Genomic DNA, 19,155 nt, shown 5'->3' with positions numbered 1-19,155 from the left:
GTTATATTCAAACGCTGTTCGAATATTATCTGCCCCAGGTTGACACCTCGCAATTATCCGACGCCCAATGGGCAGAGAAATTTGCACAACTGCATGATATCCGGCAACGGGAATTGAAAGGATTGTCGTTGCTGTCCCGATAGCATGGTGTAAAATAATAAACAATGGCAGACCTGACTACTATTACAACCGATACCTATAAAGACTTACTGAAAGCAGCAGATGCTGCTTTCGGTAAGATCGGTACCTGGATGAAGAATACGATCGATGACAACAATATATTCGTAGCATCCAACAAAAAGCTTGGCGCCTCATTAGGTGATATTGAAGACAAGTTTAAGCGGATCGAAGACCTGAAAAAGAAAACAACAAGTCCTTTCACCATCGCCCGGCTTGACAAAATAGAACTCAAGTGGGAAGAAGATAAAAAGGATATACAGGATCGAAGCGACTTTCTCAATAAAAAAGGATGGAAAGAGAACATCACAAAGAAAACGGATGCTGGTCTTGACAAAATGATCAAAGCCTCGCCAGACCTGCTCGAAATGGGCATGGCAGCGGAAAAGGCACAACTCGGTTTTCAACGGCTCACAGGTTCCTCCACCGCCGCCGCCAACATCCTGAAAGATATCCACCAGATGGCAGCCACCTCTTTCTTCGACAATGACAAGCTACAGGAAAATGCAAAGACCCTGCTTGAAAGTGGTGTCGCTGCCGAAAAGCTGATGCCTGCCATGAATATGCTAGGTGATGTAAGCGGCAGTAACCAGGCAAAAATGGACTCCCTTACCAAAGCCTTTGGGGATATGCAACAGGTAGGTCATCTGACCGAAGATTCCCTGAAAGCCATGAACGAAGCAGGTTTCAAACCACTTGAGCTGATGGCTGCAAACGGTAGCCAATCCATTGAAGAACTAAAGGCTTCCATGGCAGCAGGAGGAGTCTCTACAGAAAGCGTTGTAGCCGCTTTACAGACCGCTACGTCCAAAGGTGGAGAGTTCTTCGGCGTGATGAAAGAACAGAGCGAAACTGCTACCGGAAAATGGCACTACCTGCAGGAAAAAATGAGCGAAGCAGGAGGTACGATCGGCAATGCCCTCATGCCTACCGTCAGCAACTTTATTGACAACACACTGATACCGCTCGTCGGCTGGTTAAGTGCCGCAGCAGGATGGATCGCTGAAAACTCAGAACTGGTAGGCTTCCTCACCACTGTAGTCGCTGGCGTGGTCCTCGGCTACAAAGCATGGACACTCGCTGCTGAATTATTAGGACCTGCTATGATGGCCAGTGGGATAGGAGCGATCTTCGTGGCTGTCGGTGCATTGATCGGTATCATCATCTATGCCTGGAATACTTTCGGCTGGTTCAGAGGTGGTATCATGGCTGCATGGGAAGTGCTCAAAACCTTTGGCCAGTTTATATGGGACTATACCATTGAACCTATCAAAGATCTGCTCTCCGGTTTGTGGGGCTTAGCAAAAACAGTGTGGTATGTTTTCTCCGGTGACTGGGGCAAGGCCATGGAATCAGGCCAGCAGGCGATAGATGGGCTGACCTTCTCCGGCACCGCAGCAGCGATGAAAAAAGATGTTAATGACATCATGGGCCTAGGCGATAAGGTCGCCGATACTTTCAATGCTGAGGTCAATAAGAAAAAAGATCAGGCAAATGCAGGCCCCGGCAATGGTAGCTCCGGCAGCTGGCAGGGAAATTTCGGAGGCGGATCAGCCAGTGGCACTGGTGCATCCTACTCCTCGTTACCACCCCTTCCTCCCGGCAAAGGAACCGACAAAGCCCCCGTTGTTTCATTTGAACCTGATGCCACCCGCAAAAAGATGTCAATGGACAATACCAAAGACACAGTGTCTGGCATCACCACCGGCGGCGCACGTACTGTAAACATCACCCTGCAAAAGCTCTTCGAAACCATCAACATTACCACCAACACTGTGGGCGAAGGCATTACCAACATGGAGCAACAGGTGACAGATGCACTGCTTAATATTTTAAAACAAGCTTAATTATGGCACTAAATATCGATATCAGCAGCACCTTCACCAGCACCTTTGGCTATACCCCCGAAACCCTTAATGTGCTCACACAGCCTGATATGAACAAACGGGGCACCAGTTACTTTGGCAAAGAAACCTGGAACAAAGCCTATTTCATGGCGGTAAAGATCGGGCCACTTGAACTGTATAACCCCGTTATCAGTATCAGCAATCAAAAGACAATTGTACAAACAGCACTGGTAAACCGGTCCGGTACGGTGAAGGAAATGATCAGCAAAGAGGATTATAAAATAAACATCAAAGGCATTATTCTCCGCGAGGACAACGCTTTTCCTGATGGTGAAATCAGCGACCTGCTGGACCTGTATAACAGGAACGAAGCACTGCCTATTGTCTGCGCACTGACCTCGCTCATCTTTGACGAAGGTGAAAAAGTAGTGATCACCGATCTTTCTTTTCCTCCATCACCAGGTACAAAAAATATACAAGCTTATGAAATGAACCTCATCAGCGATTTGAAATTCATCTTAAACAAAGCTTAGATGTTTATCCTGAAATGTGAAATCAAGATCGGCAGCTACACATTCTATTCCGTAAAAGAAGTCAAAGTCAAACGCAGCCTGCATTCCTTCGTTGATACTGCCACTATTACTATTCCTGCTTCTGCTGTGTTGCGATATACCGGTAAGCTGCCAACAAAGTCCGTTGTGAATTCAGCCGATCAGTTTGCAGAAGGCAATAAAGTTGAAATCTGGCTGGGTTATGACGATGTACTTAATCTGGAATTTGAAGGATTCGTCAGGAGGATCAATGCTGCCACTCCCTGTATAATAGAGTGCGAAGGCTATAGCTGGCAACTGCAACAAAAAGGTATACTGGATAGTAACAAAGCCATCACCCTGAAAAAGCTGCTCACTAAAATTACGGCTGGCACTGATATCCTCCTGAGTAATGAAATACCCGATCTTAACCTGAACCAGGCTTATTTCTCAGGTATGACAGGCACCGATATTCTCGACTGGTTGAAAAAGAACCTGTACCTGAACGTCTATTTCGAAGGCAAATTATTGTATGCCGGTTTTGATCATCTCAAAAATCCGAAAGCAGGCAAATACGTCCGTGGCCGCAAAGCCGGTGATGCACTGACTTACGAGGACGTGAAGGACGATGCTGGTTATCAGATCGGTTATACTGTGATCAGGGATGATGAGCTCAAATTCAGGAAAGCCAGTGATGCGCATGTGTTGGTCAAAGCCATCTACATTGATAAAAAGAACAAACCTTACACCGCCGAAGCTGGTGATAAGAACGGCGCTGAAACCACGATCCATATCTCTCATTTTGAAGATATGAATGCCCTGAAAAAAGCCGCAGAAAATAAGTTGAAAACACTGAAATATGATGGCTATGAAGGTAAGCTGGTGGCGTTTCTGCAACCCTATGTTTTTCCCGGGTGTAAGGCTGCGATATCAGATACGAAGTTCCCTGTCCGTAATGGCACCTACCGCGTCGAAAGTACAGAAGTTACTTTCGGTGCGTCGGGTGGCCGGCGGCTGACTGAAATAGGTCTTAAAATTTAAAACCCTATGACGAAGACACAACGTGAATTGATAGATGCGCTGAAGAAGTTGTCGCATACTGATACCATTATTATTCCGGCTATTGTAAAGGAAGTAGATGAGGAGGAAGGCACCATTGTAGCCGCCACTGCCACTGGTTTGGAAATAGCAGATGTAAGACTGCGGTCTGTGATAGGGGATAATGACGGCGTACTGATTTTTCCACAGGTAGATAGCAGTGTGCTCATGGCACGGATACAGGAGAGCAATTACTTTGTAGTGATCAGTATGGAAAAGGTGGATAAGATCCAATACTTCGTAGAAGATAAATTCTTTGAGATGGATAAAGACGGACTCGAAGTGAGTGCGGGTGATGAATCCCTGAAGAAATGCCTGGATGACCTGCTGGATGAGATTGTAACTATTTATGCGCCGATGAATAAATCTGCTTTCATGAATATTAAAAAACGATTAGCGAAGCTATTAAAATAAACCTATGTCACTGAATAAAAGTATGCTGGAAGCAGCGATAAAAAATGCTTTCAAAAATATGAAGAATACGGATGGTGATGAAGAGCAAACGCTGAATGCATTGTCTGGCAAGCTGGCAGAAGCGATTGATACTTATATCAAAACAGCTCAAATCAATTATATCCCTCCCGGGTTGCAGGATTCTGTAGGCGGGCCTGTAACCGGAGTTTTTAACGGATTTTTATCATGAAAGACATCCTATACAACACAGACTTGGACCTCGACGTCCGCAACGGTGATTTCGTTACCGGCTTCAGCGATCTTCAGCACCAGGAAATTCTCCTCATGAACAACCGGGCCACCTTCAAGGAATCTCCCGATACAGGTATAGACGCTTTCGGTTTCCTACAGGACAATGACTACCATTCCCTGCTCGCCGAAATACGTACCCAGTTCATCGCCGACGGTATGACTGTTAAAAAAATCACCCTTTCTGACGCCGGTCAGTTAAACATCGATGCTACCTATGGAGACAGTTAATGTAAAACCCCATCAATGCCTGCTAGACATTTCCATGCAGGAAAAAGGAAGCATAGCCGCCCTCTTCGACTTTGCTGTCGCCAATGCCCGCAGCATTACAGATGACTGCATCGCTGGTGAAACACTATTCATCCCTGATATCGACATCATCGATATGCGTGTATGGCAGGAATTGCAGGAAGAAGGCGTGGTCCCTTCTAATGGTTACACCACCGAAGACGCTGCCATCGTAATGGGAGGCATCGGCTACATGGGTGTACAGCTGGACTTCCGCATCAGTTAAAAATTAAAACAATTATGGCAAGAACAATCACCGAAATACAGGATGATATTATCAGCCGTATCACAGGTACAACAGAGCTCTCTATGCTCAACAGCAGTAGCAAGGTGGCCGTATGGAGGCTCTGGACCTATATTGTAGCCGTGAGCATCTGGGCGTTGGAGAATCTTTTTGATCTGCATAAGTCTGAAGTAACGACACTGATCAATGAGAAAGCACCACACAGTCTGCGCTGGTATGCAAACAAGGCAAGAGACTTTCAATATGGATCGGAGCTGGCTTACGAAGCGGATTACTACGATAACTCTGCACTAACAGACGATCAGGTGGCCGAACAAAAGATCATTGCGTATAGTGCTGTAGTCGAGCAGGCCAAAGGTCTGCGGCTGAAAGTAGCCCGCATTGTGGAAGGCGATCTGAAGGCGCTTACGGCACAACAGCTGGAATCATTCGCAACATATATGAGCAAAATTAAGGATGCAGGTGTAACACCGCTTATTGTGGAAAGCCTGCCTCCTGATAGTCTGAAGCTGCAACTGATCATCTACTATAATCCATTGGTATTGGGAAGTGACGGTGCACGACTGGATGGTACGAATCCTGACCCTGTCCGTGCACGTGTCAAAGACTACCTGAAGAACTTACCTTTCAATGGTACACTGGTATTGGCTTACCTGGTAGATGCCCTGCAACAGGTAGACGGTGTGGTGATCCCACATATCGTACAGGCGCAGGCACAATATGGTACATTGCCCTACACCGCTTTTGATGTAAAGTATAACCCCGATGCCGGATATCTGCGGATAGTAGATGAGAAAGACCTGGATATTTCATTCACTCCTCAAAGCACGATCCGATGAGCAGCATATTTGACATTGACTATCACAAACTGATCAGGTTAATGATGCCGCCACGGCTCAGAAAGATATTACATATTTCATGGCTGCAGGCTATTACCTATCCTGTTAACATATTGTATCAGCAGTTCCGGCGAAATCGTGATGCCAACCTGTATAGATTGAGCATTACACCACAGGTAGTGTATATGGAAAAATTGCTCAATGATCGGTATGATCTGGCTGACAGAGGTATCCGTATTGTAGATGCGGTGAGTAATGAAGTGACCTTAATATATCAGGAAGAAGAATCCAAACCAAAGTTCCTGTATACCGAAACAGAAGCACAACCTATCTATCTCTTTACTGAAGCCGAAATTGGCAATGAACCTGTAGATTTTTATGTACTGGTACCAGCCACCATTACCTTCAATGAAAATGAGATGTCTGCACTGATCGATACCTATAAGCTGGCTGGTATGGCTTACAAAATTCAAAGAGTATGAACAAAATAGAACAATTAACAAACCTGGGTGGTTTCCCCATGACCCAGTATACGCTTGACTTTATGCAGTCGTCCTACCACGATGCGCTGGCAGGGTTATCGAAGATGATCGGCAATGGGGTGATCGTGTCAGGTATGGAAGAAGTAGGTAATAATGTAGCAGACGGCTGGATCAGTTATAATGGAGAATTGCTGCCATTTGTAGGAGGACCCAAACAATCCACATGGATCGTAGAAGAACTCTCTGAAAGCAGGCTCTTTGCTGATCAGGTGACAAGGAATGTATACTTCACAAAAAGAGCACGTTTTGCATCTGGTGGTATTGCCTATGGCAACCTGCAGCGAATAGAAACCCTGCTGAGTCTGAGAGATACAATTGCCAATATGCAGGCTTCATTTACACAGCAGATAAATAAACTGTGGAAGAAAGGAGATATTATCGAAGTGGATTGTGATGCCCAATACATTTCAGACAATTTCACCAGTACCGGTTTGGGTGTTAATGAAAGAGACGGCTGGGCAATCTGTAACGGTAATAATGGTACCCAAAACCGGATGGGTAAATTCCCTGTAGGTTACGACCCAAGCAGGACAGATTATAGTCCTGTGGGTAAAACCGGTGGTTTGGAAACCGTTACACTGATTGAGTCGCAGATGCCGAAGCACAAGCATAGTTTTGAAGTAGCCGTAGAGCAAACCGGAGTATTAACCACCAAAACCTATGGTATCTCAGGTGGTTACTCACCAACCGCCGGTACGTTTACCGGTGGTATGGCCACCACCGGAGGAAACCAACCCCATGAAAACCGTCCTCCCTTCATAGCTACACTCTACATCCAGAAAATAAAATAACATGGCAATACGCGAACGAAATAAACTAAAAGGATGGTTTCAAACCGGCGCCTATCCCACGCAGGATCAGTTCTGGGACTGGCTGGACAGCTTTCTCCACAAATCAGAAGACACCATCGGTGTGGATAACATCTCTGGCCTTCGCACCCTGCTGGATAACAAAGCTGACTTCGAAGCCTTCAATACACTCTATCAGCAGTTCCAGGAAGTAGCCGGCTCCATGAAAAAAATATGGAGGCTGGATGTAAATATCTCCCTGTCTGATGACTACCTGAATGCCCAGTACCCAACTGCAACTAAAGGCACACAGGTAATATGTCCTTCCATTTCGCAGGGCGGCGAAGTATACGAGAAGTATGACGATACGACCAATGCATGGTTCCGGTTGTATATGATCAGACCTTCTCTGACTGGTAGCCCTGGCGTAATGGCGGGTATAGAAGTAGATAACTATGTATAAACTTAAAAATTAGTAAATGAATATTGAGCTAACAAAAGTGATGTGGTCGGATGGAAAGGCGCCAGGTTCCCCGCAAACAATGAGCCTGAGCTTTCGCAGACAGGATGCTCCGGATGTAGCAGATAGCTATACACTGGTTACCGACAGCCTGTTTGTACTCACGAGTGGTACGATAGTGAACCCTCCGCTCATCAAAGGGCTGGAAAATGAAACGCCTTATGTATTCCGGCTTACGAATAGTGATGTAACTGGCGGAAGTCTGGATGTACTATATACTACACCGAATGAACTGGTATATGATGCACTCAGCGGACAATATGCACCTAATGCAAGGATAGACTGTGTGAAAGAAGATGGTAACTTTCTAACCGGCATGATCCCTCCAGGTGGCAAGCTGTTTTACACACTGGAGAATGATTTCAAAGACTATTTTGGTAACTATGGAAATGTCCGGTTGCCCGATAACCCTGTACTGAAAAGAATATCCGGGTATACTGGCGTGTATCTTGACTCACAGACAAGCAAAATTACATTGGATGATATCTCCATGTTAGATATTTTGGGTAGCGATGGAAAGAGCGGGTATGGTCTGGGTATCTACTTTTATGTCAGCAGTGCAGACCTTGCTACAACTGGTACATGGCCGCTCATGACCTGCCTGGACAATAATGGAAATGGCATTGGGGTATATGTAAATAATGTAAGCAAGAGGATAATCTGGCAGCAGAAAAATGTAGATGAAGGCGAAAGCGAAAGTATCACCTCTTCTACTGCCATCATTCCTGACAGCTGGAACAAGCTGCTGATAGGAAGAAGTGCTGACAACCTACTCGCAAATCAGCTTAACTACATGTACCTGAATGGTGCGTCTGTAGGTAACGGTAATATCACCGAAAATTCAATCCCGACTACGATCAGCTCCACTACGAAACTGACTATAGGCGCCAGTACCTGGGGAACAGGAAATATTGGCAAAGGAACTTTCAGGAATATATTTGTTAACTCAGGTTTATCCCAGTTGGGTGACAATTCCGGCTTCTCCGTTCTGGCTCCGCCTGTAGGTTATTTACAGGATCCCTATAATGCGGGTAATGTAATCACTATTCCTCACGAGAACCTGATTGAAGTTACCAGCACCAAGGTCAGTTTTACACTGCCACAGAGCCTGGCAAATGGTAGTTATGATTTCTATGTAAAGTATAACAACAACACCAGTACAACGACCCCTGTTCGCATCTACGTGAACGACATCTCAAAGCAAACCAGTGCATATGATTTCAACTTCGCACTCGCTGATGACAATGGTAATACCATCGATATGTTCCAGGTCAATCACTATGCCTTGTCGAAAAACCTCGATGGCGGTGCAGATGGTGGCGTCGTTCCCAAAAACATCTACTTCAAAGATGGCCTGCTCGTACTCGAAGCACATGGCGACTGGTATGACGGCCTCTTACATGGCGTAGATACCGATGGCGCTGCCAAAAAACATACAGAATCAGGCGACCCGTTAATAGGAGAGTACTGGAACACCCGTGTAGGGGCAGCTGTCACTACCCAGAGATACTGTGGATACGGCCGCTATATAGTAGAAGCAAAACTACCCAAACAATTTGGCGTATCTCCCTTCTTCCGCCTATACCATCATGCAAGCGCTAAACTCCAGGACCCGTTTTACGACCAGTGCATTGCCAGCGGTCTGCATCAGCAGGGTAATTACTTCGAGGGGGATGGCTACTTTGTAAAAGTGAAGAACGAGTGGTCTCTCGAACTACCATCCAACAATGCAGTCTGGTCCTTTTACACAGTCAACGCCATGCTGACGGCCAGTTATATCAACCCCTATGCAGGTATGAAGGTGATCGTACAATACGATACCGATGAAAACAATGGTACTTACCAGCTAAACACACCTGCCGCTCCAAACCAGCTTTCCAGCTGGACAAAGTTCAGCGATGAAATGCAGTTTTTAAAACAACCCCGCAGGGATCAGTTGAAAATAACAAATGCACGAGGTGAACTGGGTGAAGGTGTCGGTTTTACACAGACACCGGATAACCAGCAGGAAGAGTTCCTTGAAATGCGCGCTTCAGCAGGAAAAGATATCTGGGACGATGCATTCCATGAATTTAGAATTGACTGGTATGCGAACAGGGTGGAATACTACATTGATGGTGTGCTGATCCAGAACAATCCTTTCTATGTACCTGACATCGCGGGCCGTTTTTCATTTGGTCTGTCCTTTCCTTCCAAACCATCCAGCCTCAGTCCATGGTTACCTGATCCGGAACAACTCTCCGCAGGTGTGGCTGCATGGCATCACCAGGCTATGACGGTGAGAAGAGTGGCGTTCACGCCATTTACAGATGCTGTGGCAGGTGGTACGAACCGTTTATTAGGAGAAACTGCACCTTACCTTGGGTTGTATAGATTTCCTTTCTTATATGGTTAATGAAGTAAAACAAGGCTGCTGTCCGGTCAGCAGCCTTGTTTATATTTAGTTTTTAACGATCTTTTTATTGATCATCTTTCCATTATGCACCAGCTTTAATAAATAGATGCCCGCCGGAACACCCGCACCATTAAAAGTCCTTGTATACTGCCCCGCATTCAATATCTCATTGGCCAATACCCGCACAGGATGTCCATCAATCGCATACACAATCAGCGAAGTCTGCCCTGCATCCTGCAAGGTGAATTGAATTGTCATACGCTGAGAGAATGGATTTGGATAAACATTGACAACAGATAATTTTTCAACAGCAGTTTTTAAAAGGGAGACATTATCTGTTTTTAACAGTGAAACATTTTCCGTTTTTAAGAGTGATACATCCTCTGTTGCTGCTTTTTTAGCCGGTGAAGTATTAATTACAAGCTGTGGCACACTGCTACCACTTTTCTTAATCTGCACTTCCGTAATACTATTCCATGCATTCACACTATTTCCATGCCCTACGATCTTCACATACTTCGCACTTACAGGTGTAATAGGAAAGCTCTCTGATGCAGTTGAAGTACCACTACTTTTTAAACCAGTCGCAGCATTCGTCCATGTACTCCCATTTGTGCTTGTCTGGATATCAAAAGTTGCCACTCTCGTATTTCCCTGATAAAATGCAATATCCGCACCTGTCACCGTCGTCGCAGCATCCAGACAAAACTGCAGATACTGCCCGTCGCCGGATGAAGACCATCTCGTATCTAAACTACCATCCAGTACATTCGCCGCTACATTGCCATCATCCCCACTGGCACTCACCGGAACACAGGTACCCGCAGTCGCCTCTGGTTTCCACCAGTTACCGGAAATAAACAATTGACAAAGCAAACTATAAGAATCACTATAATACCCGGATTTCTTAGTAGTCAAAAAAGTCCAGCCACTATTCAAAAATGACTGATTATTGCTATTCACCACAGACGCCGCTACAAAAGGCGCTACAAATACGGCCTCAGGATCAGAACCAGTAGTAGTACCATTCAATTTATACCCATCTTTAATACTGGAAGGATTGCCTCCACTTTTAGTAATAATCCATGACGCCATTTTATTCGCCAGTGTATATGCACTGGAAGAACCATACAATGCATAATCCATCACTACCCGCAATGGCACCCGGCAGGCATTGTAATTATACTCGTTTGTTTGCGGTCCTTCATCGATATAATTCTGTGGCGCTGGCTCAGGTGGATTCTTTACCACAAAGTCAGAGATCAGCCCTGTATTTGGCGAATAGGTGGCAGTAAATGAATTGTACACACTATAGAGGTTATTAATCAGTGTCAACCATGTGGCATCTCCTGTTTCCTGGTAGAAAGCATGTAAGTGACTCAGCATCCAGTCAGACGGTCTGGTATTGAGTGCACTCTTACTATCCCAGTCACCCAGGTTCAAACGATTGGTACTGGTCACATTGGCCACTTTTAGCCCGTTAGTGATCATTTTCTTTGCCTCATTGAGGTAATTGATGGTTCCATTGGAACCCCACTGATAATGGGCTAAAATCAAGGAATACGCAATATCCACATCACCATCCGTTGCAGAATCAAAATGCCCCTGCGCACCGGTGGCATCCGCCACTACCCAACCCATGAGATTCGTATTGATGGAGCTATGGAATGCTCTCGCCGTCTTAAACAACCCATCATAGATAGTTTTTGCATTCGGGTCATAACCCGCCATCAGCACGGTAATTACCATGCCATAACCCTGCCCCTCAGAAGAACCCAAAGGGGTATAACCCTCTGCATCCCCGCTGATCTCTCCCTTGATATAATAACCACCGGAGAGAGTTGACAACGTTTTTACATACTTTGATTTCCAGTAATCATAATAACTCGCAACACTGGTATTCATCGAAGCCTGCGTTACATTACTGGGTTTGATACAATTGGCATAAGTGACTGCCTGTGGAAAAGGTTTGTTTTGCGCTTGTACAGAACTATTGACAATACAGCATACGCTGATCGCCAATATAGCAGATCGTAGGATCATGTGGTTAATTTTAAGGGTGACTGATATAGGTTTTACCGGAATTTCTAAGGTTTTCGAATAAGGATTTTTAAGGTTTTCGTAAAAGAGGACAGTTTCTCAGTCAGTATAGTCATCTTAAAAATAGGGAATTTGCAAACGATTGCAAAATAAAAGAAACAACACTTATTTAACCCAATTGTTAAAAAATCCTCCCGACCTTTGCCTCTCAGGAAATCTAAACAAACATGAAACACATTTGCCTGGCGATGCTGATCACGCTATCGGCGCATTTCGCTTTTGCACAGGACACTTCACAGCATATTGTTCAAGGACGCACCAACAGCAAAGAGCAGGAAGCCAAACCTTATGTCATCATGATCTCTATCGATGGCTTCAGGTACGATTATGCAGAAAAGTACCAGGCAAAAAATTTACTGGAACTGTCCGGCGAAGGCGTGAAAGCCACTGCCATGCAGCCTTCTTATCCAAGTTTGACCTTTCCTAACCACTATACACTGATCACCGGTTTGTATCCTGCCCATCATGGGCTGGTAGACAATTCCTTCTATGACAGGAATCGCAAACAATCCTATGAAATGAAGAACCGCGACGCGGTGGAAGATGGTACCTGGTACGGCGGAACTCCGCTCTGGGTAATGGCTGAAAAGCAACATATGGTCAGCGCCAGTTATTTCTGGGTAGGTTCGGAAAGTCCTATTCAAAATACACGCCCTACCTACTCATACCGCTACCAGGAAAAGACAGGTATCGACAACCGTATTCAGTCTGTCGTAAACTGGCTGAAACTGCCGGCAGCACAACGACCTCACCTGATCACCTTTTACTTCCCTGAGGTAGATCATGCCGGGCACAGCTATGGTCCTGAGTCAGAACAGGTAAAACAACAGGTACAGTTTGTCGATGAAAGCATCGGTAAAATGGTGAAAGCAGTGAGTGCATTGAACCTGCCTGTGAACTACATCGTAGTATCAGATCATGGTATGAGTGCTGTAGATACAATGCACCTTATACAACTGAAAGATATGGGATTAAAAATGTCGTGGGGTGGTGAGAAAGCAATGTTTTACAGTGATGATACAGCAAAGGTAAACGAAGCGTATGCATATTATAAATCTCACGAAGACCACTTCAGGGCTTATAGGAAAAATGAAATGCCTGCAAGATGGCATTATGGAACAGAAGATAAATACAACCGTATCGGTGATATCATAATAGTACCTGATGCGTATTATATTTTCGCGCAGCCTAAACGGGGCGAACAACATACCGGTCATCATGGATTTGATAATAATCTCACGGATATGAATGCCGTATTCATGGCGTGGGGCCCTGCATTTAAAGCGCACCAGCGGATTGGTACATTTGCCAATATACACGTGTATCCGCTGGTAGCTGAAATATTGGGTCTGCAAATCACAGAACCGGTCGATGGCCGGCTCGAAGTATTACAACCTATATTAAAGGGCAGATAAAACTCTTTTTATCATTTCATCCATTGCTTTGTACTCTATCCATCTCATCACGACCACTAAGTCGTGCTCCGGATCTACATATATCAGGTTGCTGCCATTTCCCACATGTACAAAAGCACTGGCCGGTGCACTGGGCAGCATCTTCTTGTCTGTATTCAGGAACCAGTTCATATAGCCATAACCTGTATTCGCAGTCGTGGGTGTCAATGCCTGTTTCACCCATTGCTCCGACAATAACTGTTGGCCGTTCCAGTTACCCCTGTGCAAAGTGAGCAATCCAAATCTTGCCATATCATATGCATTGATAAACATGCCGCCACCCCAGTGACCACCGCCGCTTACTGACTGAACAGGGGCGCCATCCAGCACGATCCAGGAATTACGATAGCCAAACCATCTCCATGTATTCGAAGCACCAATAGGATCCATGATCTGCGTTTTCAACACCTGCGGTAATGGTTGCCGCCATACGCTGGTAGTAGCCAGCGCCAGTGCATTCACCCGAACATCATTGTATTTCCACACGCTACCGGGTGTATGTCTCGGTCTTTTCATCCATTCGGTATAGTTACCCTCAGGCCTGTCTGCCCAATCTGGTTTTCCCCAGAGGGTACCTTCCCAGTCACTCGTCTGGCGCAGCATTACATCCCAGGTAAGGGAGCGGTTATGTTCTGTTGCGAAAGGGTAAATTAATTCCCCTGATCCATATACTTCGATAGGAGGTACGTATCTGGCCACGGTATCATTCACACTACGGATGAGCCCTTTATCTACAGCTACGCCTATGACGGCATTCAGAAAACTCTTGGTTACGCTATGTGTCATATCCACCCTGTCAGGATCTCCCCAGGTCTTTACGATATATCCTTTGTATACGATGATACCTGTGGGCGCACCTCTTTCTGCAAAAGGTCCGACACCTGCACTGAAAGGTTCTTTGCCAAAGGAAATAGCCTGTGCCAGCTCCATATCTCTGGGTGCTTTGGATTCATTCTGTATTGCATAGGCAATAGCTGAATCGAGTTTGACAGGGTCAAGGCCCATGGTTTTGGGCACCTTTTGTTGCCATTCGCCCCTGGGAGGAAAATACCCCTGTTTGGATTGAGCGAATCCTTGCCATGAAATGCTAACGAGCAGGAAAAGAAGGATAGGTGATTTCATACTTGCAAGATAAGAAGAATTGAATGGTTGGTGTTAAATTTGCTATACGTATACAGGTTTTCGCTATCTTCAACTACCAATGGAAAAAATAATACAGGACTTATCGGGGATTGAGGTATCCAGCATGGATCTGGATGCCGCTATATCATTCCAGCCGTTTATCAATCGCCTCCGTGACAGGATCAGGAACGAGCAAACGGCAAAGAAAACTTTGTATGAGCAGGTGCTGGCCACTTACGAAACATACAACCTGTCGCAGGAGGGAATTCCATTGACAGATATTGACAAATACGAGGCCCTTCTGGACCTGATGTATGCCTGTCTTTCGCCTGCCATGACGAACGAAAGGGAGCTGGCATGGGCCATGAACATGCCTTTTCAGCCAATTATTTTCTACGGTACCACCCTGTTTTATGAACTGATGCGCAACCGTCGGGATGACCACGATATTTATGTGACTACGAAGAACGCTGACGACTATCAACACAATCGTCTCAAATCATTATATTCCTTTGTACTGCAGAAGCTGTATAACTTCCAGGCACCTACGCAACTGCCGGATGTACATGCAGGTATCAACTTAGCTACAGGTTTGTTGCAATACTATGCCATGCAGATCAACATGGATTACATTGAAGTCACTGCCAAAGGTCCTTTGCCTGAGCTGGATTTCAGTGAACTCTATATGCGTATGAGTGAAGGGGAGGGGTATGACATCCTGCTGGAAATGCTGCCATTGTCTCTCTTCAAAATAAGAGGGATCTGTATCCTGAATCTCACAGACGTCACCGCCGAAAAAGCCATTGATAATATAGAGCGGATACGCCTGAACCGTACACCTGACAAGGAAGAAGAGAACTACAGGTATGTGATCAAATCACTGAAGACACTGGTTAAAAATAACCAGATCGAGTTTGATCTCTTCCCGTTTGTCAGGGTGAACAATGAACCTGTATACGGCTATGTAAATGGCGGTACCGGTATCCTCTCCGAAGTATGGGGAGAAGGTCGTGTATCTCCCGAAGAGTTCCGCCGGCAGGCCAAAGGATATTTCTCCAATCCAAATTTCTTCTTCTCTCCTGATATATTTTCTGAAAAACAGCAGCAGCAGGACCACCTGGATCACTTCCGTAAACTGGGTGTGCGCTCACTGGCACTGATGCCGGTATTTCACAATCGTACACCGGTAGGAGTATTGGCAATCCATACCTGGGAGAACGCTTCTTTTGATGAGAAGGTTATTGTATTGCTGCAACCAGCCATGGCAGCCATCGGCCGTTTGCTACAGATCTATATTGATGAGTTCAACTATGAAATAGAAGGCATCATCAAAGAAAAATTTACCTCTATCCAGCCAGCCGTGCAATGGAAGTTCAACGAAGTGGCCTGGCAATACCTGCATGATAAAAAACGCCATTTAGCGGATAAGGAATTCAATATTCACTTTGACAATGTCTATCCATTATATGGTGCGGTAGATATCCGCAACTCTACTATAGAACGGAACAAAGCTATTGTAGCCGACCTGGATGCTCACCTGTCATTACTGGGTGGTACCCTGAATACCTTACAGGAACGCTATCCATCATCCCTGCTGGAGGAGATGATTTACAAGTGCTGTAAGTGGCAGGAAATACTGGGATCAGACCAGTTGTATGCCAATGACGAAGATAAGCTGAATGGTTTCTTAAGAAAAGAAACAACACCATTCCTCTCGCACCTGGCCGTGCGACACCCGGAAAGCAAACCATTGGTAGATGAATACCTGAAAGTGCTGGAAACTTTTAACAACAGTACGACCGGTGAAAAATATTCACTGGAAGTATCTATGCAGTTGATCAATGAAGCAGTGAACGAATATTTTGAAATAGAGAAGATCCAGTTACAAAGCCTGTACCCCTGTTACTTTGAAAAGTTCAGAACGGATGGGGTAGAGTACGATGCATATATCGGACAGTCTATTGCACCTCAGCATCCTTTCGATCATTTTCATCTGAAGAACTTACGCCTCTGGCAACTATCCAGTATGGCTGCGATTGCACGCATTACGCGTGCCTTACTACCGAACATGCCTAAGGTTTTACACACCACCCAACTCATTTTTGTTCACAACCATACTATTGATATCAGTTTCAGGGCAGACGAAAGACGCTTTGATGTGGAAGGCGCTTACAATATCCGTTACCAGATGATCAAGAAGCGCATTGACAAAGTGCGCGTCAAGGATACAGAAGAGCGCCTTACCCAACCGGATAAGATCGTGCTGATCTATTTCGATGAAAAGGATGTGGATGATTACCTGCCCTTTATCGAATATCTACAGGAGAAGGACACCCTTTGCAGGGACCTGGAATACCTGTTGCTGGAAGATCTGCAGGGCTTAAGCGGTCTCAAGGCTTTGCGTGTAGGTGTGGTGTACGAATCTTCACTGAACGATTAGTTTCTTCGTTTCTTTAATGCCTTTAGAAGTCAGTCGCACGAGGTACATGCCAGCCTCCAGGTCACTGATGCCCACATTCAGGCGGGTGGTACCTTCCTGCAAACCACCCAGGAAAGATTTCACCAAAGCACCCCGGCTATTGTAAAATTCAATTAATACCTCAGCAGCGGTTTGCAATTCATACTTAATATTGACATTGCCGGATGCGGGATTAGGAAAGACTGTCAGATCGGCGGCGGCGGTTTTCTCTTCCTGTGAGGAGACAGACACGGCGCTCCATGTAAAGGTCGTACCGGTATTGATCTCTTTCGCATTGCAGTTCAGGCTCAGCAGGTTGCTCTCCATAAAGACAAATTCTCCTTTTAAATTTTGCAATGCAACAGTATTGTTGCTCAGGCCTACCCATTTAAAACGGGAGTTGTGATCAATCATCGTGCTGGTACAACGCATTGGGCTGGTAGATGTAACATAGCGACCGTTACTACCCTGCAGGGCGATGGTGCTGTCACCGGCATCGACAATTATAAATTGTTCGGAGGCGCTGATGGAGGTATGATCGCATTTCATAGGGCCATACCTGTCAGCGGCAGACATGAGCCAGACATCGTTGAGCAGGTAAATCGTGCTGCCTACGGGTGCAGGGGGAATGGTATCCTGTGCTTGTACAGACAGGATAGCCGTCAGCAATGATATACAGCACAGTAAGTAAAGTTTCATGGATAGGTTTTAATATCAATAAGAGATATGGAATACGGCTATTACATAACGCAATAAAAAATATTTTATTATAAAACTAATTGTGCATGTAAGCGCTGCAATGTTCCAGGCAGGTCCCCACACAATCCCGGATGTACTTTAGATGATTGAATAATCGTACTTCTTGTTGCAGTCAGCCAGCGAAAACGGGAGGGTTGGTCCAGTTTGGCAATCGGTCCCGCATCACGATGTCCTGCGGCAATCTGTTCAAAGGCAACCAGGTATGCGTTTAGTTCCTCCAAATCGATATCCGGCGCCAGGCTCCTGATCTTTTCCTCGTTCAGGGTATAAATGGTTTGCAGATACCGCTGTTGTTTACAATACAGGATCACACCTATATTGAGAAACTCTTCGCGTACCACACTGGGAACTACGCGAATGACAGCATACTCATATAAGTGCTTCTCTTGCATGTTGTGCTTCTTTTACAAATATTTCAGACACGGCGAGGCGTGTAGTTAAGAAATTATAATATACCTGTCTTACATCATCCGGCGATTCGCCGGTAGGCCATTCCTGCAACCATACGTCAGGGATCAGGTTCACGATTCCCCTGATCTTTTCAGGTGTCAGTATTGCTTTCAGTTGCGTATCTGCTTCCGCGATCATATTGGCCTGTGGCAGCAGTACGTGGTCTTTGACCTGTACAAACGGCTTTTTGGCAGATTCTTCCCAGTTATTCCAGGAGTGGTGAAAGTACAGGGAAGCGCCATGGTCTATCAGCCAAAGCTCTCTGTGCCACATAAGCATATTGGTATTGCGGGGGGTACGGTCTACATTGGTAAGCAGGCAGTCCATCCATACAATACGCGATGCCAGTTCAGGGTCTATTTTAGTCACCACCGGATCGTAGGTGACAGCACCTGACAGGTAATGGACACCCAGGTTCAGGCCAACGCTGGCCTTCAGGAGGTCCTGTATTTCCTCATCGGGTTCCGTACGGCCAAAGGCACTATCCAGGTTGGCAAACACGATTTCCGGCATTTTCAATCCTAATGCGCGGGCTATTTCTCCTCCTATCAGTTCGGCTACCAGGGCTTTGATACCCTGGCCGGCACCCCGGAATTTCAGTACATACAGGAAACCGTCATCCGCTTCAGCGATGGCGGGTAGGGAGCCACCTTCCCGAAGCGGCGTGACATATCTTGTTACGCTAACGGTTCTAAGCTCAGGTTGTTGATTCATACCCGCAAGTTAGGTAAAAGAGGTAATACCCTTCATACAGTCAGGGAGATAACCCGCCTATAAGCCGCCTATAACCCGCCCATAAGCCGTAGATAAGCCGCATCTATATAGAGGCGGCTTATCTACGG

The 19,155-nt window shown here is 45.7% G+C and carries 19 protein-coding genes; 14 read left to right on the top strand and 5 right to left on the bottom strand.

Going from position 1 to position 19,155, the window contains the following annotated elements; translation table 11 throughout:
* Positions 1–164 precede the first annotated feature (164 nt).
* From QQL36_RS32860 to QQL36_RS32805, 12 genes are read left to right on the top strand one after another with little or no spacing between them, the layout of a single operon-like run.
* On the top strand, positions 165–2,024 hold the full coding sequence (locus QQL36_RS32860) for a tape measure protein (protein WP_321568170.1): 1,860 nt from the start codon (positions 165–167) through the stop codon (positions 2,022–2,024).
* 2 nt (positions 2,025–2,026) lie between these two features.
* Entirely contained in the window at positions 2,027–2,557 is a 531-nt protein-coding gene (locus QQL36_RS32855) for a DUF6046 domain-containing protein (RefSeq protein WP_321568169.1), read from the top strand.
* Entirely contained in the window at positions 2,558–3,595 is a 1,038-nt protein-coding gene (locus QQL36_RS32850) for a hypothetical protein (RefSeq protein WP_321568168.1), read from the top strand. It begins immediately after the preceding gene.
* 6 nt (positions 3,596–3,601) lie between these two features.
* Positions 3,602–4,066, top strand: coding sequence for a hypothetical protein (locus QQL36_RS32845; RefSeq protein WP_083722047.1), 465 nt, complete (start codon positions 3,602–3,604; stop codon positions 4,064–4,066).
* 4 nt (positions 4,067–4,070) lie between these two features.
* Positions 4,071–4,295 carry a hypothetical protein gene (locus QQL36_RS32840; RefSeq protein WP_083722046.1) on the top strand — a complete coding sequence of 75 codons (225 nt, stop codon included), beginning with the start codon at positions 4,071–4,073 and terminating at the stop codon, positions 4,293–4,295.
* Entirely contained in the window at positions 4,292–4,585 is a 294-nt protein-coding gene (locus tag QQL36_RS32835; protein ID WP_321568167.1) for a hypothetical protein, read from the top strand. Before QQL36_RS32840 ends, QQL36_RS32835 begins: the two co-directional genes overlap by 4 nt.
* Complete coding sequence (locus tag QQL36_RS32830) at positions 4,572–4,868, top strand: hypothetical protein (RefSeq protein WP_143708782.1); 297 nt, start codon at positions 4,572–4,574, stop codon at positions 4,866–4,868. Before QQL36_RS32835 ends, QQL36_RS32830 begins: the two co-directional genes overlap by 14 nt.
* Before the next feature lie 14 nt (positions 4,869–4,882).
* A complete protein-coding gene (locus QQL36_RS32825; RefSeq protein ID WP_321568166.1) occupies positions 4,883–5,725 on the top strand; it encodes a hypothetical protein in 843 nt (280 codons plus the stop codon).
* Positions 5,722–6,207, top strand: a complete 486-nt coding sequence (locus tag QQL36_RS32820; RefSeq protein ID WP_321568165.1) for a hypothetical protein — start codon at positions 5,722–5,724, stop codon at positions 6,205–6,207. The genes QQL36_RS32825 and QQL36_RS32820 overlap by 4 nt, the downstream gene beginning before the upstream one ends.
* Positions 6,204–7,058 carry a hypothetical protein gene (locus QQL36_RS32815; RefSeq protein ID WP_321568164.1) on the top strand — a complete coding sequence of 285 codons (855 nt, stop codon included), beginning with the start codon at positions 6,204–6,206 and terminating at the stop codon, positions 7,056–7,058. The genes QQL36_RS32820 and QQL36_RS32815 overlap by 4 nt, the downstream gene beginning before the upstream one ends.
* 1 nt (position 7,059) lies before the next feature.
* Positions 7,060–7,518, top strand: a complete 459-nt coding sequence (locus QQL36_RS32810; RefSeq protein ID WP_083722040.1) for a hypothetical protein — start codon at positions 7,060–7,062, stop codon at positions 7,516–7,518.
* 16 nt (positions 7,519–7,534) lie between these two features.
* A complete protein-coding gene (locus QQL36_RS32805; protein ID WP_321568163.1) occupies positions 7,535–9,970 on the top strand; it encodes a hypothetical protein in 2,436 nt (811 codons plus the stop codon).
* Between the two features lie 45 nt (positions 9,971–10,015).
* Here QQL36_RS32805 and QQL36_RS32800 read toward each other — a convergent pair whose 3' ends face one another.
* Positions 10,016–12,013, bottom strand: coding sequence for a glycosyl hydrolase family 8 (locus tag QQL36_RS32800; RefSeq protein ID WP_321568162.1), 1,998 nt, complete (start codon positions 12,011–12,013; stop codon positions 10,016–10,018).
* 224 nt (positions 12,014–12,237) lie between these two features.
* Between QQL36_RS32800 and QQL36_RS32795 the strand changes: the two genes are divergently transcribed.
* Positions 12,238–13,485, top strand: coding sequence for an ectonucleotide pyrophosphatase/phosphodiesterase (locus QQL36_RS32795; RefSeq protein WP_321568161.1), 1,248 nt, complete (start codon positions 12,238–12,240; stop codon positions 13,483–13,485).
* Here the strand turns inward: QQL36_RS32795 and QQL36_RS32790 are convergent.
* Positions 13,471–14,646, bottom strand: a complete 1,176-nt coding sequence (locus QQL36_RS32790; RefSeq protein WP_321568160.1) for a serine hydrolase — start codon at positions 14,644–14,646, stop codon at positions 13,471–13,473. The genes QQL36_RS32795 and QQL36_RS32790 overlap by 15 nt on opposite strands.
* 79 nt (positions 14,647–14,725) lie before the next feature.
* Here QQL36_RS32790 and QQL36_RS32785 point away from each other — a divergent pair, with 79 nt between their 5' ends.
* On the top strand, positions 14,726–17,086 hold the full coding sequence (locus QQL36_RS32785; RefSeq protein ID WP_321568159.1) for a GAF domain-containing protein: 2,361 nt from the start codon (positions 14,726–14,728) through the stop codon (positions 17,084–17,086).
* Here QQL36_RS32785 and QQL36_RS32780 read toward each other — a convergent pair.
* The 3 genes from QQL36_RS32780 to QQL36_RS32770 form a co-directional block, all read right to left on the bottom strand.
* Entirely contained in the window at positions 17,072–17,803 is a 732-nt protein-coding gene (locus QQL36_RS32780; protein WP_083722034.1) for a T9SS type A sorting domain-containing protein, read from the bottom strand. The two genes, QQL36_RS32785 and QQL36_RS32780, sit on opposite strands and share 15 nt — an antisense overlap.
* Before the next feature lie 68 nt (positions 17,804–17,871).
* Positions 17,872–18,255, bottom strand: coding sequence for a DUF3037 domain-containing protein (locus QQL36_RS32775; protein ID WP_321568158.1), 384 nt, complete (start codon positions 18,253–18,255; stop codon positions 17,872–17,874).
* The gene (locus QQL36_RS32770; protein WP_321568157.1) at positions 18,233–19,027 is read right to left on the bottom strand and encodes a HipA family kinase; all 795 of its coding nucleotides are present in this window, start codon (positions 19,025–19,027) and stop codon (positions 18,233–18,235) included. Before QQL36_RS32770 ends, QQL36_RS32775 begins: the two co-directional genes overlap by 23 nt.
* Positions 19,028–19,155: the final 128 nt, after the last annotated feature.

This window comes from Chitinophaga sp. LS1, from assembly GCF_034274695.1.
GTDB lineage: Bacteria > Bacteroidota > Bacteroidia > Chitinophagales > Chitinophagaceae > Chitinophaga.
The sequence above is the reverse complement of the archived record's forward strand: the minus strand, read 5'-3'. Positions and strand labels throughout refer to the sequence as shown.